The organism is Brachybacterium vulturis (genome assembly GCF_002407185.1).
Lineage (GTDB): Bacteria > Actinomycetota > Actinomycetes > Actinomycetales > Dermabacteraceae > Brachybacterium > Brachybacterium vulturis.
Genome location: NZ_CP023563.1, coordinates 2,797,416 through 2,819,150 on the forward strand (window position 1 = coordinate 2,797,416; position 21,735 = coordinate 2,819,150).

A 21,735-nucleotide genomic window follows, 5' to 3' on the forward strand; every position below is an offset into this window, starting at 1 on the left:
GGGCCACGCTCGAGCTCAGACAAGCTCCGCCCCTCCCACCGAAAACAGCGTCATGCGGCACCCGACCCGCGCATATCAGACTGACCACGCGTCGACCAGACACGCGGCACCCGAGAAGCACCCCGCGAACGCCGAAGCGGGGGCACCCACCGGCCAGTGGATGCCCCCGCTTCACTCCGCCCCCTTGACAGAAACACCTACATATCAGCCCTGCGCGGAGGACCGCTCCTGGTCGGCGGCGAGGATCCGCACGCTCCGGTCCTCGGCCGGCGGCTCCCAGGCCGCGGCGTCGGCGTCGGACTGCTCGCCGCTGCGGATGTCCTTGACCTGGTCGGCGGCGCCGTCGACCCCCGGGAACCAGAGGAACGGGATCCCTCGACGATCCGCATAGCGGATCTGTTTGCCGAACTTGGCGGCGCTGGGGGCGACCTCGCAGGGGATGCCCCGACCGCGCAACGTCCGGGCGGCGGCGTCGCTGAGGTGGCGGTGCTGCTCATCGGCGACGGAGACCAGCACGCAGGTGGGCACGGAGCGGCTGGCCGTGGCCAGGCCCGCCGAGAGCAGGCGCGAGACCAGCCGCGACAGGCCGATCGACAGCCCGACGCCGGGATAGGTGTGGCGGTTGTCGGCGGCCAGAGCGTCATAGCGACCGCCCGAGCAGATCGAGCCGAGCGATTCGTGCCCGGACACGAAGGTCTCGAACACGGTGCCGGTGTAGTAGTCCAGGCCGCGGGCGATGGAGAGATCAGCCATGATCACGCCGGGCACGGCCGCCTCGACGCGCTCGATGACCGCAGTCAGCTCGGCGATGCCCTGCTCGACCATCTCGCCATTGCCGCCGAGATCACGCACCTGCTGCGCGAAGGACGCATCCCCGGTGCGGATCGAGGCGAAGTCGAGGCAGGCCTGTGCCTGCTCCGGGCTCGCCCCGGACTCGGTCAGGAGCAGGTCCCGCACCGCGGCGGCGCCGATCTTCGGCAGCTTGTCCAGGCTGCGCAGCACCGCCGACTGGTCCTCGAGACCGATGGACCGGAAGAACCCCTCGGAGAGCCGGCGGGTGTTGGCGTGGATAGTGAATCGGGGCATCGGCAGCCGGTGGAGGATGTCTGCCATCACCACGGCGACCTCGGCCTCGATGTGCCCGGGAAGGGTGTCCTGACCGATGACGTCGAGGTCCGCCTGGTAGAACTCGCGGAAGCGGCCGTCCTGGGGGCGCTCGCCGCGCCACACCTTCTGGATCTGGAAGCGTCGCAGCGGGAAGGCCAGAGAGCTCTGGTGCTCGAGCACGTAGCGCGCCAGCGGCACCGTGAGGTCGAAGTGCAGTCCCAGGGTGCGCGAGCGATCCTCACGGGCGGTGTCCGCCCCCTCCTCCTCGGCATGGAGGCGGCGCAGGACGTACACCTCCTTGTCGATCTCTCCTTTGCGCAGCAGCTGGTCGAGCGGCTCGACGGCGCGCGTCTCGATGCCCGAGAAGCCGTGCAGCTCGGCCACCTCGCGGAACACGTCGATCACGTGCTGTTCGACGAGACGCTCCGCGGGGAGCCACTCCGGGAATCCTGACAGGGCGGCGATCTTCGCCATGCGGTGCACTTCCTTCTCGGTCACGGGCTGAATGCCGGGCACCATTATCCCTGACGGTGCGGCGCGGGGTCCGACAGCGGTACGCGTCCTCGCGCATGCGCGTGTCGCTGTAGAGTTCCGTGAGGTGGTCCGCCCCCGCGACGGGACGGCCTCCTGCCCGCCCGACCGCCGATCCCGGCGGCAGTGTCCCGCCCCGCAGCGGATCCTTTCGAAGGAGCTCAATCGTGAGCGAGTCCGAGACCCCCCTCCCCGCCTCCTCCCCGGTGGACGCCGACGCCGCGACCCCGGCAGACAGCACCGAGCCCGCTGCGGTGGAACAGCCCGCTGCGACGGAGCAGCCCGGCACCGCCGAGCAGCCCGTGCCGCCGGAGCCCAGCGATACCGCAGAGCAGCCCGTGCCGCCGGAGCCCAGCGATACCGCCGAGCAGCCCGTCCCGCCGGAGCCGAGCGATACCGCCGAGCAGCCCGTCGCCTCCGAGCCGGACGCCGGGTCGGCGGCCGCTGAGGGACCGACGAGCGCTCCGGACACGCCGGCACCGCCCGAGACGGACCGGGCGGCCCCGGTGCCGACCGCTCCCAAGCCCGCGGCACGCGGCCCCCGGCCCACCGCCCCGACCCCCGCCGCCCTGGCCGCGAAGAAGCCGAGCGCCGCTCTGCTCCCGGTCGCACCGCCGGTCACGGAGTACGACCCGGAGCAGATCACCGCCGCCGCGGCCTTCGGCACGGTCACCGAGGACGGCACGGTCACGGTGCAGGACGGCACCCAGGTGCGGACCATCGGCTCCACCACCGAGAGCGACCGTGACGCGGCGCTGGAGCCCTTCGCCCGCGGCTATCTCGATCTGGTCGCCTTCCTGGACCTCACGCAGACCACGCTCAACGCCCCCGAGCACACCCAGAACGAGCTGAACCGTCTGCTCGAGAACCTGCGCAAGAACATGAAGGAGCCGCAGGTCGTGGGTGACATCCCGGCTCTGCGGGCGCGCGCGAACGAGCTGCGGGAGCTGGCCAAGGCGAAGATCCGGGACCTCGAGGCCAAGCGTGCCGAGGGTCGTGAGGAGGCGATCGGTCGGCGCACCGAGTTCGTGGAGTCCATCGAAGCGCTGGTGGCCACCGATCCGGAGCAGATCTCGTGGAAGAACGCCGGCGAGACCATGCGTCAGATGGTCCCCACCTGGAAGCAGATGCAGACCGAGGACGTCTCCCTGGACCGCCCCACCGAGGAGGCGCTGTGGAAGCGGCTCTCGACGGCCCGCGCGACCTTCGACCGGATGCGCAAGCAGTTCTTCTCCCAGCTGGATGCCAAGCACGCCGAGGCCGCAGAGGTCAAGGAGCAGCTGATCCTCCGAGCGGAGTCGATGCAGGAGTCCACCGACTGGGGACCCACCGTGCGGGCGTACAAGGACCTGATGGACGAATGGCGTCACGCCCCGCGCGGCCGACGCAAGAAGGATGACGCGCAGTGGAAGCGGTTCAAGGCCGCGCAGGACACCTTCTTCCAGGCCCGCAACGCCGACCTCCACGAGACCGAGGCCGAGCAGCGCGAGAATCTCGCGGCCAAGGAGACGCTGCTGTCCGAGGCCGAGTCGATCGATCCTGCGCAGGATCTGGAGAAGGCGAAGCAGGCCCTGCGCTCGGTGCAGGATCGCTGGGAGGAGGCGGGCAAGGTCCCCCGCGGCGACATGCGCCGGATCGATGACCGCCTTCGCACGGTCGAGCGATCGGTGAAGAACGCCGAGCAGGACGAATGGCGGCGCACCGATCCGCGCACCAAGGCACGGGTCGAGGGCGCCTCCTCGCAGCTGCATTCCGCGATCGCCTCGTACCAGCACGCATTGGACAGGGCCGTGGCCGGCGGCGATCCGGCGAAGATCGCCGAGGCCGAGGCCGCGCTCGAAGCGCGCAAGGAGTGGCTCGCGGTGATCGAGCGCTCAGCGCGCGATCTCGGCTGACCTGGTCGCGCCACGGACCTTCCCGATCGGGGACCGTTCCTCCACCGCCCCCGTCTGTCCACAGCGACCGGCGGGGGCGTTGCTCTCGGGGCGCCGCCGGGCCAGAGTCGGAGCATGGAACCGCTCCTCGCCCCCGCCCGGCCCGGGCCGGCAGCCCGCATCGGGCCCGCGGTCCCGGACGGGCACGGAAGCGGTCCGGAACCGCCGATCTCGATCGGGCTGTGCGCGGCATGGTCCCGTCATGCGGCGGAGCTCGCGGTCCCCATCGGCACGGCCCTCCAGCACTGGGAGGAGACCCCACCCACCCGGGTCCTGGTCGCCGAGGGGTATCTCACGCGTCTGCTCCCCGGGCGGTACGTTCCGCCCGACGTGCTGCGGAGCGCCGTCCGACGGGCGCTCGCGCTCGGCTGTGCGCTCGGTGCTCGGCTGCAGTCGCACTATGTGATCGCCGGCCCCTCCGCGGCCTGGGTGCTGCTGGGCGGAGAGCCCCCGGCGCCGGCGGAGCTGCTCTCCCCAGCGCATCGGGGCGAGGTCGCCGGGGTCGTGCTGCGCACCGCACGGCTGCGGCCCGACGAGGTCGAGACGATCGGGGGCACGCCGATCACCATCCCGGTGCGGACGGCGATGGACCTGCTGCGCTTCACCCCGGCGGCGGTGGCCACTCCCCTGCTGAGGGGGCTGGTCGACAGCGGCCACGTCGAGGTCGACGAGGTCCGTCGGCGCCTGCACCGGATGCATCGCCATCCCGGGGTGCAGTCCGCCCGGGAGAGATGGGAGGCGGTGCTGGGTGGTCAGCGGGACGTCAGCGGGGCCGCAGCGCCCACGGGCTTGCCGTCGGCCGTGACCCGGTACACGTCGTAGACGCCCTCGATCCGCCGTACGTGCGCGAGCACGGACTGCAGATGCGAGGGATCGGCCAGCTCGAAGGAGAAGAAGCTGGTGGCGAGGCGATCACTGTTGGACTGCGCGGAGGCGGAGTGCAGATTCACCTGCTGCTCGGAGATCACCAGGGCGATATCGGTGAGCAGACGCGGACGATCCAGCGCCTCGATCTTGATATGCACGAGATACGCGGCGCTGTGACGACCGGACCAGGAGACCTCGACCATGCGATCGGGCTGCTGCTCCTGCAGCTGGATCGCGTTCGTGCAGGTCTCATGGTGGACCGAGATGCCCGAACCGCGCGTGATGAAGCCGACGATGGGATCCCCCGGCACCGGCGCGCAGCACTTGGCGAGCTTGACCCACAGATCGGCGTGGCCATCGACGATGACGCCCTGGTCGGTCTCCGAGGCGCGCCGCTCCTCGCGTCCGGCCCGGGACCGCACCCGGGAGGGCATGGTGATCTCGGCCACGTCCTCCTCTGCGCCGACGCTTCCGCCGAACGAGGCCCGCAGCTTCTCGACCACGTGCTGCGCCCCGGTGTGCCCCTCGCCGATCGAGGTGTACAGCGCATCGACCGAGGGGAGGTTCAGGTCGTCGGCGGCGGTGGCGAGGGTGTCGTGGGTCAACAGCCGGCGCATGGGCAGATCCTGCCGACGCAGCGCCTTGGCGAGCTCCTCCTTGCCCTTCTCGAGTGCCTCACCCCGGCGCTCCTTCGAGAACCAGTGACGGATCTTGCTGCGTGCGCGCGGCGACTGCACGAAGCCCAGCCAGTCCCTGCTGGGGCCCGCGTCGGGGGACTTCGAGGTGAAGACCTCGACCACGTCCCCCGTGGACAGCGACGACTCGAGGGAGACCAGGCGGCCGTTGACCCGTGCCCCGATGGTGCGGTGCCCCACTTCGGTGTGCACGGAGTAGGCGAAGTCGACCGGCGTGGCTCCCTGCGGGAGGGCCAGCACGTCCCCCTTCGGAGTGAAGACGTACACCTCCTGCGTGTTGATCTCGAAGCGCAGCGAGTCCAGGAACTCCCCCGAATCCGTGGTCTCCTTCTGCCAGTCCATGAGCTGGCGGAGCCAGGCCGCGTCGTTACTGCCCGCGGCGGCGTCCCCGCCCCCCGGGCTGCCGGCCATCGCCTTGTACTTCCAGTGCGCGGCGACGCCGTACTCCGCCCGCCGGTGCATCTCCCGGGTGCGGATCTGGATCTCCACCGGCTTGCCGGTGGGGCCGATCACCGTGGTGTGCAGCGACTGGTAGAGGTTGAACTTCGGCAGTGCGATGTAGTCCTTGAACCGTCCCTGGACCGGTGACCAGCGTGCGTGCAGGGTGCCGAGCACGCCGTAGCAATCGCGGACGGTGTCCACCAGCACGCGCACCCCGACCAGGTCGTAGATGTCGGAGAAGTCCCGGCCGCGCACGATCATCTTCTGGTAGATCGAGTAGTAGTGCTTGGGACGGCCCGTGACCTCGGCCTTGATCTTCGCCTTCCGCAGGTCCTCGTTGATCTGGGTGGAGACGGTGGCGAGGTACTGCTCCCGGGCCGGGGCGTGCTGCGCGACCAGGGAGACGATCTCTTCGTAGACCTTCGGGTACAGCACCTGGAACGAGCGGTCCTCGAGCTCCCACTTCATGGTGTTCAGGCCCAGCCGGTGCGCCAGCGGCGCGTAGATCTCGAGGGTCTCCTTCGCCTTCCGCTCCGCGGAGGCGGCCGGGACGTACTTCCAGGTGCGCGCGTTGTGCAGCCGGTCGGCGAGCTTGATCAGCAGCACCCGCACGTCGCGGCTCATCGCCACGATCATCTTGCGGACGGTCTCCGCCTGCGCGGCCTCGCCGTAGGTGACCTTGTCGAGCTTCGTCACGCCGTCCACCAGCACGGCGATCACCTCGCCGAACTCGCTGCGCAGCCGCTCGAGGGAATAGTCGGTGTCCTCGACCGTGTCGTGCAGGAGTGCGGCGGCGACCACCTCGGCCGGGGAACCCAGCTCCGCGAGGATCATGGCGACCGACACCGGATGGGTGATGTAGGGGTCGCCGCTCTTGCGCGTCTGTCCGCGATGGGCCTGCTCCGCCACGGTGTACGCGCGACGGACGAGGTCAGGGTTCTCCTTCGGGCTGACCGCCGTGATGGTCTCCAGCAGCGGGGCCAGCAGCGGGTCGACGGAGGTGCCGGCACGTGAGGAGAAGAAGGAGCGTCGCGAACGGCTCCGGCGGGAGGGCGGTGACGGGGACCGGGGCATCGAGAGGTCCGACGCTCCGGACGCGCTGCGCTCGCCGCCCGTCGGCACGGAGGCCCTCGGGGGCGGGGATGCTGGCTCCTGCGGCATGCACACCTCCTGGCTGAGAGGGCCAGTCTACGCGCGGGTCACCACTGGTCCGGACGCCGCCCCGAGGTGGTGCGCCGCACCCGGTGCCGGGATCAGCCCTCGATCCGCCAGACGGTCGAGAGCGCGGTGCCCGCCAGTCGATCGCGTCCTCGGAGCGCCGCGAGCTCGATGAGGAACGTGGCGCCGAGCACCTCGACGTCGAACCGGCGGGTCAGCTCGAGGGTCGCCGCTGCGGTGCCGCCGGTCGCCAGCAGGTCGTCGACCAGCAGGACGCGCGCCCCGGCCGGGAAGGAGTCCTGCGGGATCTCGATCCTCGCGCTGCCGTACTCCAGGTCATAGGTCAGCCCTGCGGGAGCGCCGGGGAGCTTCCCGGCCTTGCGCACCGGGATGAAGCCGGCCCCGATCTCGTACGCCAGCGGGGCTCCGAGCACGAAGCCGCGCGCCTCGGTGCCGACGAGATACTCGACGCCCTCGGGCAGCAGGGTCGCCCAGTGCCGGATCACGGTGCGCAGCGCGACGGGGTCGCGCAGCAGCGGGGTGATGTCCCGGAACAGCACGCCCGGGATCGGGAAATCGGGATGCTCGGAGATGTGCGAGCTCAGCAGCGCGTCGATCTCTGCGGCGCCGGGGGCGGCGTCGGACCCGGCCGCGGCGGTCACCGGCCTCCTCCCTCGGAGGTGCGACGGCGACGGGTGGTGCGGCGCGGCTGTCGCCGCGGGGGTGCCGCGGCGGGAGGTCCCGCCGGCTCCGCGGAGTCCGTCCCCGTCGCCCCCTCGCGGTCGTCCCCGGCCTCGCCCTCGACGTCCGCGGCGTCCGCTGTGCCCAGAGCGTCGGCGGGTGCGAGCTGCTCCGTGTCCTCCCCGTGCCGCGCTCGCAGCACGTTCTCGGTGTGCGCGGCGATCTCGGGATCGCGACGGCGCAGGTCCACGAGGAAGCCCGGAGCCAGGAAGACCGAGGAGTAGGTGCCGGCGATGATGCCGATGAACAGGGCCAGCGAGATGTCCTTGAGCGTGCCGGCGCCGAGCAGGAAGGCGCCGATGAACAGGATCGCGCCCACCGGCAGCAGCGCCACCACCGAGGTGTTGATGGAGCGCACGAGCGTCTGGTTGGCGGCCCTCTGCACCTGCTCGGCATAGGTGGTGCGGGTCTGGCGGGCCAGACCGGCGGTGTTCTCGCGCACCTTGTCGAAGACCACGATGGTGTCGTAGAGCGAGTACCCCATCACGGTGAGGAAACCGATCACGGTGCCCGGGGTGATCTCGAGGCCGACCACCAGATACACGCCCACCGTGACCAGCATGTCGTGGAGCAGGGCGCCCATCGCGGCCAGAGAGGACTTGAGGTTGCGGAAGTACAGCGCCATCATCCCGGCGACCAGCGCCAGGAACACGATCACACCGCGCAGCATCTTCTGGGTGACGTCTCCGCTCCACACCGGTCCGATGAAGGAGCTCGAGACGGCATCGGTGGAGACCCCGTAGGCCGCGGCGAGATCCGCGGCGACGGCGGCCGTCTCGCCCGAGTCCAGGTGCTCGGTCTGCACACGCATGGTGTCCTGCCCCAGCACCGTGATCTTCGGTTCGTTCTCCGGCAGGTGGTCGCGGATCACCTCACGGGCCGAGGACTGCTCGGTATCGGCCACCCCGGCGACCTGGAACTCGGAGCCGCCGGTGAACTCGATGCCGAAGTTCGGTCCCCGCACCACGGAGAACACCGCGAGCAGCACGATCAGGACGAGGCTGAACAGATACCAGGTGCGGCGCCGGGTGACGATCGGGACGGTACGACGACCGTCATGGAGCTGATTCCCGAAGCGGGCGAAGGTCGCGGTCATCGGCTCTGCTCCTCGGTGTCCTCGGATGGGCTGTCTGGAGAGGGCCTGTGCGTCGCGGGGCCGTCCTGGCCCGACTCGTGCCCCGGCGCGGACTCCCCCGAGGTGCCCTCCCCGACCGCAGCGCGCTCCGCGGCCTCGCGCTGCAGGCGCGCGCGCCGCACGGCGATCGGCTCGCGGGGCTCGTCGCGGGCGGTCCCGGTCCCGCCTCCGCCGCGCTCCGCGACCGGGCGCACCCGCCCGCGGCCGGCGTAGGCGGGGACCTGGCGACCGAGCCGGGCCGGGTCCAGGCCGCTGAACGGGTGCCCCTTGCCGAAGAACCGGCTGCGCACCAGGGTCTGCAGCAGCGGGTGGGTGAAGAGGAAGACGATCAGCAGGTCCAGCAGTGTGGTCAGGCCGAGCACGAAGGCGAAACCGCGCACCCCGCCGGTGGACAGCGCGTACAGCACCACGGCGGCGAGGAGGTTGACGGCGTCGGAGGCGAGGATGGTGCGCTTGGCGCGGTCCCAGCCGTGGTCGACGGCCGCGACGATCCCCCGCCCCTCACGGATCTCGTCCCGCACCCGCTCGAAATAGACGATGAAGGAATCGGCGGTGAAGGCGATCGCGACGATCAGGCCCACCACGCCGGCCAGGGAGAGCCGGTAGCCGATCTCGGGGATGTTCGAGAGCGTGGTGAGCGTGCCGTAGGTGAGCAGGCCCATGATCAGCAGGCTCGACGTGGTCACCATCGCGAGCAGGCGGTACTGGGCGAAGGCGTACAGCACCACCAGTGCCAGGCCGATGAGCCCGGCGATCAGTCCCATCTCGAGCTGGTCGGCGCCCAGGGTCGCCGAGACCTGCTGCTCCGAGGCGACCTCGAACTCGAGCGGCAGGGCACCGAACCGCAGCTGGTCGGCGAGCTGGCTCGCCTCCTCCTGCGAGAAGTTCCCGGAGATCGAGGCCTCACCGCCGGTGGAGGGCTCCTGCACCTGCGGGGCGGAGATCACCAGGCCGTCCAGCACGATGGCGAAGGCGTCCGTGGCGCCCTGTCCGTTGTAGAGCGCCGTGGTCAGGTCGGCGAAGCCCTGGCTCCCCTCCTCGGAGAAGCTCATGTTCACGACGTAGTAGCCGGTGGCCTGCCCGGTCGGGGTGAGGTCGGAGGCGACACCGGAGTTCTCGATCGCCGAGCCGGCGACGACCTCGGGGCCCAGCAGATACTTCGCGGTGCCGTTCGGGTCGCAGGCGACCACCGGCTCGTCGGCCGGCGCCTCGGTCACCGTCTCCTGCTGGGCGCCGGGGTCCACGCAGTCCGCCGTCATCAGATCGGTCTGCAGCTCGGGGGTGAGCCAGTCCAGCGACCAGGCCGGGTAGGGCAGCTCGCCGGCGGACGGGGCCGGGGACGGGGCCATCGCGGGATCCGTGCCGGGCAGTCCGTCGAACCGGTGCTGGGACGGATCCGCCGGAGCCTCGGAGGTCTCCTCCGGCGCGGTGGCCTCGCCGTCGGCGGACTCGCCGCCGCCGTCCGAGCTCCCGCCGCCGTCGGAGGGCGCCGGCTCGTCCACACCCTCGGGGGCGACGACGCCGAGGACCGGACGGAACGACATGGAGGCCGTCTGCCGGATGGCCTCCGAGGTCTCCTGGTCGACCTGACCGGGGACGTCGATGACGATGTTGGTCCCGCCCTGGACGGTGATCTCGGTCTCCGCCACGCCCATCGCATTGATGCGCTGGCTCATGATCTGCCGTGCCTGCTCCATGGCGGCGGCGTCGATCTCGGCGCCGTCCCGGGACTGTGCCTGCAGGATGATCTGGGTCCCGCCCTCGAGGTCGAGGGCGAGTTTCGGTGCTGGATGCCAGTCACCCTTCCAGATGCCGGCACCGACCCCGCCGCCCAGCAGCAGGATCAGCACCGCAAGGGCCGCCAGGGCGATGCGACGTGCGGGCATGATGCGAAGTTCCTCAGGACGGCGGATGGTCGATGCGCGGAGGGCGCGACCGCGGACGGTCTCCGCAGGACGGCGCGCCCTGGGAGGTCACAGCGGGGCGGCGCGCCCCGGGAGGTCAGTCGCGGTCGCGACGGACGTCGTCGCGGGCGGAGTCCTCGGAGACGGTCACGCCGGGGATGGCGTCCTGCGAGGAGGGCTCCTCCTCGGAGGCCTCGTCCTCGCCCGCCGCCGGCTCCTCCTCGTTCACCTGCTGCGCGATCGCCTGACGCGCCCACTTGGTCTGCGAGCCGTCCTCGCTCTCGAGGACCACGACGTCGTCGTACGCCTCCACGATCAGGCCGAAGAAGCCCGACTGGGTGCGCACCTCATCGCCGACGCCGAGCTGGCGCACGCGTTCGAGCTGCTTCTGCTGCGCCTTCTTCTGGCGGCTGGACATCCACAGCAGGGGCAGCATCATCACGGCGAAGATGAGCAGGAGGGGCAGGAGAGATTCCACGGAATTCCTTTCGGCGGACGGCACGGACACAGTGCTGCTGCACGATGAGGAACCGCCGCGGACGACTGACCGCCCCACTGTACCCGTCCCACCCGCACCGCCCGTCCAGGATCGAGGTGAGGAACCGTACGGGGAACGGTTCAGAAGCGGCCGAGCATCGGCGCGACGCCCTCCGGCCCGTCGGGCGGCGCGAGACCCAGATGGGTCCAGGCCGCCGGTGCCGCCGCCCGACCGCGTGGGGTGCGCAGCAGGAAGCCCTCCCGCACCAGATAGGGCTCGATCATGGTCTCGACCGTCTCGGTCTCCTCACCGACGGCGACCGCCAGGGTCGACAATCCCACGGGACCTCCGGAGAAGCGCCCGCACAGCGCGGACAGCACCGCCCGGTCCAGTCGGTCCAGCCCGCGCTCGTCGACCTCGTACACCCGCAGGGCCTCCTTCGCGGCGGCCAGGTCGAGGCGCCCGCTCCCCCGCACCTGCGCCCAGTCCCGCACCCGGCGCAGGAGCCGGTTGGCGATACGGGGCGTGCCCCGGGACCGCGAGGCGATCTCGACCGACGCCGCCTCCTCCAGCGCGACCTCCAGCCGCTCCGCGGAGCGACGGACGACCTCCCGCAGCTCCTGCGGGGAGTAGAAGTCGAGATGACCGATGAAGCCGAAGCGGTCGCGCAGCGGTGCGGGCAGCAGACCCGCACGGGTGGTGGCACCGACCACGGTGAACGGCGGCAGGTCCAGCGGGATCGAGGTCGCCCCGACCCCCTTGCCCACCACGACGTCGACCCGGAAGTCCTCCATCGCGATGTAGAGCATCTCCTCGGCGGGGCGCGCCAGGCGATGGATCTCATCGATGAACAGGACCTCGCCCTCGTCGAGGGAGGACAGGATCGCGGCGAGGTCGCCGGCGTGCTGGATCGCCGGCCCCGAGGTGATCCGCAGCGGAGCGGACAGCTCGGCGGCGATGATCATCGCCAGCGTGGTCTTCCCGAGGCCGGGCGGGCCGGAGAGGAGCACGTGCTCCGGGGTGCGTCCCCGGGCCGAGGCGGCGTCCAGGACCAGGGACAGCTGATCGCGCACCACCTGCTGGCCGACGAACTCGTCGAGGTGGCGCGGACGGAGGGCGGCCTCGGCCGTGCGCTCCGGCGGCATCGATCGCGCACTGGTGAGCGAGGGCTCCTCGCCGTCGCTCCCGGCGACAGCGTTCCACTCGACGTCGTTCTTCCGGGCGTCGGTCATCGATGACCTCCCAGACCGCGCAGCGACCGGCGGAGCAGCTCGGCGGCGTCGAGACCCTCACCGCCGTCGGCCCGCACCGATTCCACCGCGCCCAGCGCGGCCTTCTCGGCCCAGCCGAGCCCCACCAGCGCCTCGACCACGTCGACGTCGGGGCCCGCAGGCGCCGCCGTCGCGGACGGGGCGGTACCGCTGACCGGAGCGGACGGCGCCGGCAGCTTCCCGCCGAGCTCGAGCAGCATCCTTCCGGCGACCTTCGGGCCGATACCGGGGGTGCGGGTGATGGTCTTCGTGTCCTGCTCGGCGACGGCGCGCCGCAGCTCCTCGGGATCGAGCACCGCGAGCACCGCCAGCGCGGTGCGGGGCCCGATGCCGGAGACCGACTGGACGATGCGGAAGGTCTCGGCCTCCTCGGCGTGCGGGAACCCGTAGAGGGTCAGCGAGTCCTCGCGGACCACCAGTTCGGTGTGGAGGGTGAGCTCGGCCCCGTGGCGGGTGGCGCCGAGCGCCTGCGGGGTGGTGCGGACGAGGTAGCCGATACCGCCCACCTCGAGCACGAGGGAGTCGAGGTCGAGGCGGGCCACCCGCCCGGTCAGGGATGCGATCACCCGTCCAGCCTAGAACACCTGTTCGATCAGTGGCGGGAGGTGGAGCGTTCCCGGGCGCGTCGGGCCTCGCGTTCGGCGCGCGCCCAGACCGCCTGGGCGCTGGTGCGGGCGGCGCCGGCGGCATCCAGTGCCACGGGGCCCGGGCCGCGCCACAGCTGGGTCAGGGCGATCGCCACCGCATCGGAGGCGTCGGCGGGCTGCGGCGCGGCGTCCAGGCCCAGCAGCCGGATGAGCATCGTCTGGATCTGCTGCTTGTCGGCGCGCCCGCTCCCGGTCACCGCGGCCTTCACCTCGGAGGGGGTGTGCAGGGCGGTCGGGATGCCCCGCTCGGCGGCCTCGAGCAGCGCGATGCCGGAGACCTGCGCGGTGCCCATCACCGTCGAGATGTTGTTCTGGCTGAAGACCCGCTCGACCGCGACCGCATCCGGGGCGAACTCCTCGAGGGCGGCGCGCAGGCCACGGGCGATGGTGAGCAGGCGCTGGTCCAGCGGCGACTCGCTCTCGGAGCGGATCACGCCGGCGTGGACCAGCCGTGCCCGGCGGCCGCCGAGAGCGTCGACCACGCCGATGCCGCACCGCGTCAGGCCGGGATCGACCCCGAGGACGCGCATGGTGGTCATGGTCGGCTCCTGCGGTCGGCCGCCCCGGACGGTGCGGGACCGCAGGCGGTACCCGCTCCGTCCGGCGGGGTCATTCCGAGTCCACCAGCTGCGAGGCGACGTCCTCGGGGATGTCGAGGTTGGAGTACACGTTCTGCACGTCGTCGCTGTCCTCGAGGGCCTCGATCAGACGCAGGGCCTTCTGGGCTCCGTCGAGATCCACGGGGGTGCGCATGGTGGGCACGAACTGCGCCTCGGCGCTGTCGTAGTCGATGTCCGCCTCCTGCAGCGCGGTGCGCACGGCGACCACGTCGGTGGCCTCGGAGATGATCTCGAAGGTCTCGCCCTCGTCGTTGATCTCCTCGGCGCCCGAGTCCAGCACCACCTCGAGCAGATCGTCCTCGCTGTGCTCGCCCTTGGGGACCGCCACCACGCCCTTGCGCTCGAAGAGGTAGGACACCGACCCGGAGTCGGCCATGTTGCCGCCGCCTCGGTTGAAGGCCAGCCGCACCTCGGAGACCGCACGGTTCTTGTTGTCGGTGAGGCACTCGACCAGCACGGCGACGCCGCCGGGGGCGTATCCCTCGTACATCAGCGTCTCGTAGTCGACGGCCTCGCCGTCGAGGCCGCCGCCGCGCTTGACGGCGCGGTCGATGTTGTCGTTGGGGACGGAGGTCTTCTTCGCCTTCTGGATGGCGTCGAAGAGGGTGGGGTTGCCGACGGGGTCAGGACCACCCATGCGGGCTGCGACCTCGATGTTCTTGACCAGCTTGGCGAAGAGCTTGCTTCGCCTGGCATCGATGACGGCCTTCTTGTGCTTCGTGGTCGCCCACTTGGAATGCCCTGCCATCTCTCTCCTCCCGACTCTGCCGCCGTCCGGCGGCGGATTGCCGCTCCATTCTAGGGCCAGGTCGCGGCGCGGTCCGCACGCCATCGGCGGACGCGCCCGCGCGGGGTGGTCGGGGTGTCGCTCAGCCCCGCACCACGGGAGCGGTGAGGGCGCCGATCAGGCGACGGTCGGCGGTGATCTCCTCGAGCAGCTCGCGCTCGCGGGCACGGGTCCTCGCCGTCGTCCGTCCGAACAGGACGCTGTGCCGCTCCATCCCCAGCGCGACCGCGGAACGGATCAGGTGGCGCATGCCCATCCGGGAGACGGCCCCGTGGCGCGCCGCCCAGCTCTCGGCCCGCCGGCGGCTGCGCATCGAGATCAGCATCTCGACCTCGTCCGGGGAGAACCAGCCGGCGCGGCCGTACTCCGAGAGCTGCCGGCGCAGGATGCGCTTCTCCCGCAGCCGCAGGAAGAGCACGATGCCGACCAGGAGCAGGAAGATGGGCACCTGGACGCTGGCGTAGTAGCGGAGGAAACCGGCCAGCGGCGCCTCGGGATCCACCGGGAGGAAGAAGGTCGACCCGTTCCACAGCGCATGCAGCACCATGCCCAGGGAGAGGCCGCCGACCCCGAGCCCGAAGGACAGCATCAGCGAGCGCCGCTCCGCGGCGATCCCCAGGCCCAGCCCGCACAGCGCGGTGAAGGAGACGTGCGCGAAGGGAGAGAGGATGCCGCGCAGGAAGAAGGTCTGCCAGAAGACGGCGACCTCGCCGGCGGCCTGGGCCTCGTGGAAGGACCGGGCGAAGTACAGGATGTTCTCGGTGAAGGCGAAGCCCCCGGCGATCAGCGCTGCATAGACCACTCCGTCGAGCGGACCGGAGATGTATCTCCGGCCCCAGATCAGCAGACCGATCAGCCCGGCGGACTTCATCGCCTCCTCGACCACGGGGGCCTGCACGACGGCTCCCAGGAAGCTGCCGATCAGCTGCGTCTCCTCCTCCGGGGAGATCCAGGCGTCGAAGAAGGTGCCGAAGAAGAGGGTCAGCAGCACCGACCCGATCGCACCCCAGGCGAAGGCGTAGACCAGCGAGATCCGTGGCTGCGGGGTGTACCGATCCAGCCACCACACCGCGGCGAGGATCATCCCCACCGGCACCAGCGCGGCGGTGAACGCCACCAGCGAGGTGCCGAAGCCGAGCGGGAGGATGACGAAGAAGTACAGTCCGACCGCGGCGGCGGCGAGCATCAGGAAGGACAGCCCGAACAGCGCCCACCGCACCCAGGGGCGGCGGCGTCCGCGCCCGGCGCGGCTCCCGCCGAGCCGGGCAGGGGCGTTCGGATCCGCGCGCTCGACGTCGTAGCCGTACGGGTCCGGGGCACCGTCCCGGCCGGACGGACCGGCGTGGGGGGCAGCGAGGCCCGGCGGCTGCGGGGCGGGGGGCGGCGGGCTCCCGGTCGTGCTCGTCACGGACAGTCCTGCCTCTCCCCCGGTCGGTGCGACCTGCCTCGGACCCTGTCGCCCCTGCGGAGCGCAGCCCGGACGGCCTCGGTCATGCTAGCTCAGGGCCATGCGTCGGCATACAGCCGACGGGTGTCGGCGAGCAGGATCGGGATCGCCTTGGTGCGGCCGACGACGGGCAGGAAGTTCGCGTCCCCCGGCCAGCGGGGCACCACGTGCTGATGCAGGTGCGCGGCGATGCCGGCCCCGGCGACCTCGCCCTGGTTCATGCCCAGGTTGAAGCCCGCCGGCGCGGAGACCTCGCGGATCACGCGCATCGCGGTGCGGGTGAGATCGGCGACCTCGAGCACCTCGGGCTCCTCGAGATCCGTGTAGTCCGAGACATGGCGGTACGGACACACCAGCAGGTGCCCGGAGTTGTACGGATACAGGTTCAGGATCACGTACGCGCTCCGGCCGCGGTGGACGATCAGCGCGTCCTCATCGGTGCGCCGCGGTGCGGTGCAGAAGGGGCACTGCGCGTCGTCGTGCGGGTCCGCGGGCTTGTTCTCGCCGCCGATGTACGCCATGCGGTGCGGCGTCCACAGCCGCTGGGTGTCGTCGGGGACGCCCGCGAAGTCGCGGGCGTCCTCGATGGCAGGCCGGCCGTCGGACCCGCCGGGCGTCCCGGGCTCCGAACTCACACCTGCGCCTTGTCCTCGATGGCGGTGACGATGCGCTCGACGGCCGTGTCGACGTCGATGCCGTTGTCCTGACTGCCGTCGCGCATGCGGAAGGAGACGGCACCCTTGTCCTGATCCTCGCCGCCGGCGATGAGCAGGTACGGAACCTTCTCCTTGGTGTGGGTGCGGATCTTCTTCTGCATCCGGTCATCGGAGGAGTCGACCTCGACCCGCACCCCGCGGGCGCGCAGCTTCGCGGCGACCTCCTCGAGGTAGGGCACGTACTCCGCCGCCACCGGGACGGCGACGACCTGCACCGGTGCCAGCCATACCGGGAACGCGCCGGCGTAGTGCTCCAGCAGCACCCCGAAGAACCGCTCGATCGAGCCGAACAGGGCACGGTGGATCATCACCGGGCGCTGGCGGGAGCCGTCGGGAGCGGTGTATTCGAGCTCGAACAGCTCGGGCTCGAAGAAGTCCAGCTGGATGGTGGACAGCTGCCAGGTGCGACCGATCGCATCCTTCGCCTGCACGGAGATCTTCGGCCCGTAGAAGGCGGCGCCGCCCGGATCGGGGACCAGCTCGAGACCGGAGGAGGTGGCGACCTCCTCGAGGGTGCGGGTGGCCTCGTCCCAGGTGGATTCGTCACCGACGGACTTCTCGGGGTCACGGGTGGACAGCTCGAGGTAGAAGTCGTCCAGCCCGTAGTCGCGCAGGAGGTCCAGGACGAAGTCCAGGGTCCCGGCGATCTCGTCCTTCATCTGCTCGCGGGTGGTGTAGATGTGCGCGTCGTCCTGGGTGAAGCCGCGGGCGCGGGTCAGCCCGTGCACCACGCCGGACTTCTCGTAGCGGTAGACGCTGCCGAACTCGAACAGCCGCAGCGGCAGCTCGCGGTAGGAACGGCCGCGGGAGCTGAAGATGAGGTTGTGCATCGGGCAGTTCATGGGCTTGAGGTAGTAGTCCTGGCCCTGCTTGGTGACGTTGCCGTCGGCGTCCACCTCCTCGTCCACGTGCATCGGCGGGTACATGCCCTCGGCATACCACTCGAGGTGCTTCGAGGTCTCGAAGAGGTGCTTCTTGGTGATGTGCGGGGTGGAGACGAAGGAGTACCCGGCTTCGACGTGGCGGCGGCGGGAGTAGTCCTCCATCTCCATCTTGATCATGGCGCCCTTGGGATGGAACACCGGCAGCCCGGAGCCGATCTCGTCCGGGAAGGAGAACAGGTCCAGCTCGCTGCCGAGCCGACGGTGGTCGCGGCGCTCGGCCTCGGCGATGCGCTCCTGGTGGGCGCGCAGCTCCTCCTTGGACGGCCAGGCGGTGCCGTAGACGCGCTGCAGCATCGGATTCTTCTCGCTGCCGCGCCAGTAGGCGGCGGCGGAGCGGGTGAGCGCGAAGCCGTTGCCGATGAGCCTGGTGGTGGGCAGGTGCGGGCCGCGGCACAGATCCGTCCAGACGGTCCGGCCCTTCTTGTCGACGTTGTCGTACATGGTCAGCCCGCCCTCGCCGACCTCGACGCTCGCGCCCTCGGCGGCGTCGTCGGCGGTCGACTTCAGCCCGATCAGCTCGAGCTTGTAGGGCTCCGCCGACTCCTCGGCGCGGGCGGCATCGTCGGAGATCTCGCGCCGCACGAAGCGCTGGCCGGACTTGATGATCCGGTTCATCTCCTTCTCCAGCGCCTTGAGGGACTCGGGGGTGAACGGCTCGGCGACGTCGAAGTCGTAGTAGAAGCCGTCGGTGATGGGCGGGCCGATGCCGAGCGTGGCCTCGGGGTTCATCGTCTGCACCGCCTGGGCGAGCACGTGGGCGGTGCTGTGGCGCAGGATCGACAGACCGTCCGGGGACGAGATGTCCACGCCCTCGACGTCCTGACCCGCGGCGAGCGCCGTGTGCAGGTCCCGCAGCTCGCCGTCGATGCGCAGGGCGATGACCGAGGCGGTGCCCGCGAAGAGCTCAGCGCCCGTGGTCCCCTCCTCGAGGTGCTGGGGCGAACCGTCGAGGGTGATGGCGATCTGGGCCACGGAGTGCTCCTTCTGGGTCGGGTCGAGCCGGCCGACGATGCCGGCTCCACGGGCGATGGTATCCGCCCGGCGGGATCCCCACGAGTCGGCCGGGGCGGCAGTGGCCGAGGACGCAGGAGGGCCCCGGTCCGCAGACCGGGGCCCTCCTGTGCTGGTGGGCGATACTGGGATCGAACCAGTGACCTCTTCCGTGTCAGGGAAGCGCGCTACCGCTGCGCCAATCGCCCGTGACGACACCGAGACCGGTGCCGACGGAGGTGGGTACGGGATTCGAACCCGTGTACACGGCTTTGCAGGCCGTTGCCTCGCCTCTCGGCCAACCCACCGCAGATGCTCTCGCATCTACGGGAAACGGCGCTCCCGACGAGTCGTCGAGCGCGCCGCTCCTCGGAGCGGACGACCGGATTCGAACCGGCGACCCTCACCTTGGCAAGGTGATGCTCTACCAACTGAGCTACGTCCGCGTGACAGGGATCCGAGGATCCCGCCGTGGGCGATACTGGGATCGAACCAGTGACCTCTTCCGTGTGAAGGAAGCGCGCTACCCCTGCGCCAATCGCCCCGAAGGTGCTGACCACCCTCTCGAGTGGACTCGAAGAAGCTTACACGGTTTCCGGGATGCTCCGGGCCAGAGAGGATGTGACCTGCATCCCCCACCCCGGGCGGCCGCAGCCGGGCCCCGCCGGAGCACCCGGCGGCACCGCCTGCCCCATCTGCTCCGCCGGAACCGCCGTCGGAGCGCGCGGTGACCTCGAACACTGTCCATCCTCAGCATTTGCGAAGCGGGGCGGAGCGGAATATCGTCGTCCTTCGTCGGCTCGGCCGATGTGCGGACGTAGCTCAGTTGGTAGAGCATCACCTTGCCAAGGTGAGGGTCGCCGGTTCGAATCCGGTCGTCCGCTCCAACCCCTCCCCCGCGTCCTCGGACGCACCGGGCGATTGGCGCAGCGGTAGCGCGCTTCCTTGACACGGAAGAGGTCACTGGTTCGATCCCAGTATCGCCCACCACGCAAGGCCCCCTCGGAACCCCGAGGGGGCCTTCGTCGTCCCGCACCGCCCCCGATCAACGTTCAGGAACGGTGCGTCTACTCTGGGCGCATGCAGATCTGGACCGGACAGGCCTACCCCCTGGGTGCCACCTTCGATGGCTCGGGCACGAACTTCGCCCTCTTCTCGGAGGTCGCCGAGCGCGTCGAGCTGTGCCTGATCGACGAGACGGGCGCCGAGCGCCGCGTCGAGGTCACGGAGGTGGATGCCTACGTGTGGCACGTGTACCTGCCGTCGGTGCAGCCCGGTCAGCGCTACGGCTTCCGGGTGCACGGGCCCTACGACCCCGCCGCCGGCCACCGCTGCGATGCCTCGAAGCTGCTGCTGGACCCGTATGCGAAGGCGATCGCCGGGATGGCCAGCAACCATCCCTCGCTGTACAGCTACGACTTCGAGCACCCCGCCGAGCGCAACACGGACGACTCCGCGGAGCACACCATGCACTCCGTGGTGGTCTCCCCCTTCTTCGACTGGGGCAACGACCACCCGCCGGCCCACGAATATCACGACACCGTCATCTACGAGGCCCACATCAAGGGTCTGACGATGCTCCATCCCGACATCGACGAGGACATCCGCGGCAGCTACGTCGCCATGGGGCATCCGGCGATCATCGAGCACCTCACGGAGCTGGGCGTCACCGCGGTCGAGCTGATGCCGGTCCACCAGTTCGTGCAGGACGGTCACCTGGTCGAGCAGGGGTTGCGCAACTACTGGGGCTACAACACCATCGGCTTCTTCGCCCCCCACAACGAGTACTCGCACGCCGGGCAGCTGGGCCAGCAGGTCCAGGAGTTCAAGCAGATGGTGAAGAACCTCCACGAGGCGGACATCGAGGTGATCCTCGACGTGGTCTACAACCACACCGCCGAGGGCAACCAGCTGGGCCCCACCCTCTGCTTCCGCGGCATCGACAACGCCGCCTACTACCGCCTCGTGGAGGGGGACGAGGCGCACTACTACGACACCACCGGCACCGGCAACTCCCTGCTGATGCGCACCCCCCACGTGCTGCAGCTGATCATGGACTCGCTGCGCTACTGGGTCACCGAGATGCATGTGGACGGTTTCCGCTTCGATCTCGCCTCCACCCTCGCCCGCGAGCTGCACGAGGTGGACCGGCTCTCCGCCTTCTTCGACATCATCCAGCAGGACCCGGTGATCTCCCAGGTCAAGGTCATCGCGGAGCCCTGGGACCTCGGTGAGGGCGGCTACCAGGTGGGAGGGTTCCCGCCGCTGTGGTCCGAGTGGAACGGCAAGTACCGCGACACGGTGCGCGACTTCCACCGCTCCCAGCCGGGCAAGATCGGGGACTTCACCTCACGACTGGCCGGCAGCTCGGACCTGTACCAGCACACCGGGCGCACCCCGATCGCCTCGATCAACTTCGTCACCGCCCACGACGGTTTCACGCTGGCCGACCTGGTCTCCTACAACGACCGGCACAACGCGGCCAACGGGGAGGGCGGCGAGGACGGCGAGAGCCACAACCGCTCCTGGAACTCCGGCGTGGAGGGCCCGACCGACGATGCGGAAGTGCGCGACCTGCGCCTGCAACGGGCGAAGAACCTGATGGCCACGCTGCTGCTCAGCCAGGGTGTGCCGATGATCCTGCACGGCGACGAGATGGGTCGCACCCAGGACGGCAACAACAACACCTACTGCCAGGACAACGAGCTGGCCTGGATGGACTGGGAGCTGGACCCGTACCAGATGGACATGCTCTGGTTCACCCAGAGCGTCATCGCGCTGCGTCGGGACCATCCGATCTTCCGCCGTCGGCGCTTCCTGCAGGGGACCGCCCAGGACGGCGCCGATCCGGTGCTCCCGGACGTCGAATGGCTCGGCACCGACGGCGCCCTGATGACCGACGAGGACTGGAACATCCCGCAGAACAAGTGCTTGACGATGTTCCTCAACGGCTCCGGGATCCCCGAGCCGAACCTGCGCGGGGAACGGATCATCGACGACTCGGCGCTGGTGATGTTCAACGCCTCCGGCAATCCCGTGGACTTCACGCTGCCCCCGGCCGACCACGGTCGGGAGTGGCGCGTCGAGCTGGGCACCGGGGACATGTTCGATGTCGGTGAGGTCCTCGTGGCCGGGACCACCGTCACCCGACCCGGCCATTCGCTGCTGATCCTCATGCGGCCGCCCATGACGGAGCACGACGCAGACCTTCCCGAGCACGACGAGAACCGCACCGCCCGCGCCTGAGGCGGGCCCACCGACACCGACCGGCCCGCCCCGGCCGGGACCACCGCCCGGGGCGCGTTGAAGGAGAGCATCGCCC

At 70.5% G+C, this 21,735-nt stretch carries 16 protein-coding genes and 6 tRNA genes; 5 read left to right on the top strand and 17 right to left on the bottom strand.

Features of this window, described 5'->3' with window-relative positions; genetic code table 11:
- Nucleotides 1-204 precede the first annotated feature (204 nt).
- Nucleotides 205-1,581, bottom strand: coding sequence for a histidine--tRNA ligase (gene hisS / locus CFK38_RS12575; RefSeq protein WP_096803383.1), 1,377 nt, complete (start codon nucleotides 1,579-1,581; stop codon nucleotides 205-207).
- A 224-nt stretch (nucleotides 1,582-1,805) separates the two neighbouring features.
- Here hisS and CFK38_RS12580 point away from each other — a divergent pair, with 224 nt between their 5' ends.
- The gene (locus CFK38_RS12580) at nucleotides 1,806-3,533 is read left to right on the top strand and encodes a DUF349 domain-containing protein (protein WP_245851036.1); all 1,728 of its coding nucleotides are present in this window, start codon (nucleotides 1,806-1,808) and stop codon (nucleotides 3,531-3,533) included.
- 114 nt (nucleotides 3,534-3,647) lie between these two features.
- Entirely contained in the window at nucleotides 3,648-4,394 is a 747-nt protein-coding gene (locus CFK38_RS12585) for a hypothetical protein (protein WP_245851038.1), read from the top strand.
- Here the strand turns inward: CFK38_RS12585 and CFK38_RS12590 are convergent.
- From CFK38_RS12590 to CFK38_RS12665, 16 genes are all read right to left on the bottom strand, one after another.
- Nucleotides 4,325-6,736, bottom strand: coding sequence for a RelA/SpoT family protein (locus tag CFK38_RS12590; protein WP_096803384.1), 2,412 nt, complete (start codon nucleotides 6,734-6,736; stop codon nucleotides 4,325-4,327). The two genes, CFK38_RS12585 and CFK38_RS12590, sit on opposite strands and share 70 nt — an antisense overlap.
- Before the next feature lie 92 nt (nucleotides 6,737-6,828).
- Nucleotides 6,829-7,395 carry an adenine phosphoribosyltransferase gene (locus CFK38_RS12595; protein WP_096803385.1) on the bottom strand — a complete coding sequence of 189 codons (567 nt, stop codon included), beginning with the start codon at nucleotides 7,393-7,395 and terminating at the stop codon, nucleotides 6,829-6,831.
- Entirely contained in the window at nucleotides 7,392-8,570 is a 1,179-nt protein-coding gene (secF, locus tag CFK38_RS12600; RefSeq protein WP_096803386.1) for a protein translocase subunit SecF, read from the bottom strand. Before secF ends, CFK38_RS12595 begins: the two co-directional genes overlap by 4 nt.
- A complete protein-coding gene (gene secD / locus CFK38_RS12605; RefSeq protein ID WP_096803387.1) occupies nucleotides 8,567-10,495 on the bottom strand; it encodes a protein translocase subunit SecD in 1,929 nt (642 codons plus the stop codon). The genes secF and secD overlap by 4 nt, the downstream gene beginning before the upstream one ends.
- Nucleotides 10,496-10,610: 115 nt before the next feature.
- Nucleotides 10,611-10,991, bottom strand: coding sequence for a preprotein translocase subunit YajC (gene yajC, locus CFK38_RS12610; RefSeq protein WP_245851039.1), 381 nt, complete (start codon nucleotides 10,989-10,991; stop codon nucleotides 10,611-10,613).
- Between the two features lie 140 nt (nucleotides 10,992-11,131).
- Nucleotides 11,132-12,136 (bottom strand): Holliday junction branch migration DNA helicase RuvB, encoded by a 1,005-nt coding sequence (gene ruvB / locus CFK38_RS12615; protein WP_245851303.1) that lies wholly within the window; start codon nucleotides 12,134-12,136, stop codon nucleotides 11,132-11,134.
- A gap of 83 nt (nucleotides 12,137-12,219) precedes the next feature.
- The gene (gene ruvA / locus CFK38_RS12620) at nucleotides 12,220-12,828 is read right to left on the bottom strand and encodes a Holliday junction branch migration protein RuvA (protein WP_096803389.1); all 609 of its coding nucleotides are present in this window, start codon (nucleotides 12,826-12,828) and stop codon (nucleotides 12,220-12,222) included.
- A gap of 26 nt (nucleotides 12,829-12,854) precedes the next feature.
- Nucleotides 12,855-13,448, bottom strand: coding sequence for a crossover junction endodeoxyribonuclease RuvC (gene ruvC / locus CFK38_RS12625; RefSeq protein ID WP_096803390.1), 594 nt, complete (start codon nucleotides 13,446-13,448; stop codon nucleotides 12,855-12,857).
- A 70-nt stretch (nucleotides 13,449-13,518) separates the two neighbouring features.
- A complete protein-coding gene (locus CFK38_RS12630) occupies nucleotides 13,519-14,277 on the bottom strand; it encodes a YebC/PmpR family DNA-binding transcriptional regulator (protein ID WP_096803391.1) in 759 nt (252 codons plus the stop codon).
- A gap of 121 nt (nucleotides 14,278-14,398) precedes the next feature.
- Nucleotides 14,399-15,724, bottom strand: a complete 1,326-nt coding sequence (locus CFK38_RS12635) for a PrsW family intramembrane metalloprotease (RefSeq protein WP_096803392.1) — start codon at nucleotides 15,722-15,724, stop codon at nucleotides 14,399-14,401.
- Between the two features lie 92 nt (nucleotides 15,725-15,816).
- Nucleotides 15,817-16,398 (bottom strand): HIT family protein, encoded by a 582-nt coding sequence (locus tag CFK38_RS12640; RefSeq protein WP_172895796.1) that lies wholly within the window; start codon nucleotides 16,396-16,398, stop codon nucleotides 15,817-15,819.
- Complete coding sequence (gene thrS, locus CFK38_RS12645; RefSeq protein ID WP_096803393.1) at nucleotides 16,395-18,395, bottom strand: threonine--tRNA ligase; 2,001 nt, start codon at nucleotides 18,393-18,395, stop codon at nucleotides 16,395-16,397. Before thrS ends, CFK38_RS12640 begins: the two co-directional genes overlap by 4 nt.
- Nucleotides 18,396-18,547: 152 nt before the next feature.
- Nucleotides 18,548-18,622 (bottom strand) — tRNA-Val (locus tag CFK38_RS12650).
- Nucleotides 18,623-18,650: 28 nt separating this feature from the next.
- Nucleotides 18,651-18,721: transfer RNA gene (locus CFK38_RS12655), tRNA-Cys, on the bottom strand.
- Nucleotides 18,722-18,786: 65 nt separating this feature from the next.
- A tRNA-Gly gene (locus CFK38_RS12660) sits at nucleotides 18,787-18,859 on the bottom strand.
- A gap of 26 nt (nucleotides 18,860-18,885) precedes the next feature.
- Nucleotides 18,886-18,957, bottom strand: a tRNA-Val gene (locus tag CFK38_RS12665).
- Nucleotides 18,958-19,224: 267 nt separating this feature from the next.
- On the opposite strand from CFK38_RS12665, the gene CFK38_RS12670 reads away from it, so the two are divergent.
- The 3 genes from CFK38_RS12670 to glgX all read left to right on the top strand — a co-directional run bounded on the left by CFK38_RS12670 (nucleotide 19,225) and on the right by glgX (nucleotide 21,659).
- Nucleotides 19,225-19,300, top strand: a tRNA-Gly gene (locus CFK38_RS12670).
- A 28-nt stretch (nucleotides 19,301-19,328) separates the two neighbouring features.
- Nucleotides 19,329-19,403 (top strand) — tRNA-Val (locus CFK38_RS12675).
- A 90-nt stretch (nucleotides 19,404-19,493) separates the two neighbouring features.
- Nucleotides 19,494-21,659: a glycogen debranching protein GlgX gene (gene glgX / locus CFK38_RS12680; RefSeq protein ID WP_096803394.1), complete on the top strand. Its 2,166-nt coding sequence runs from the start codon at nucleotides 19,494-19,496 to the stop codon at nucleotides 21,657-21,659.
- The last annotated feature ends 76 nt before the right edge of the window (nucleotides 21,660-21,735 follow it).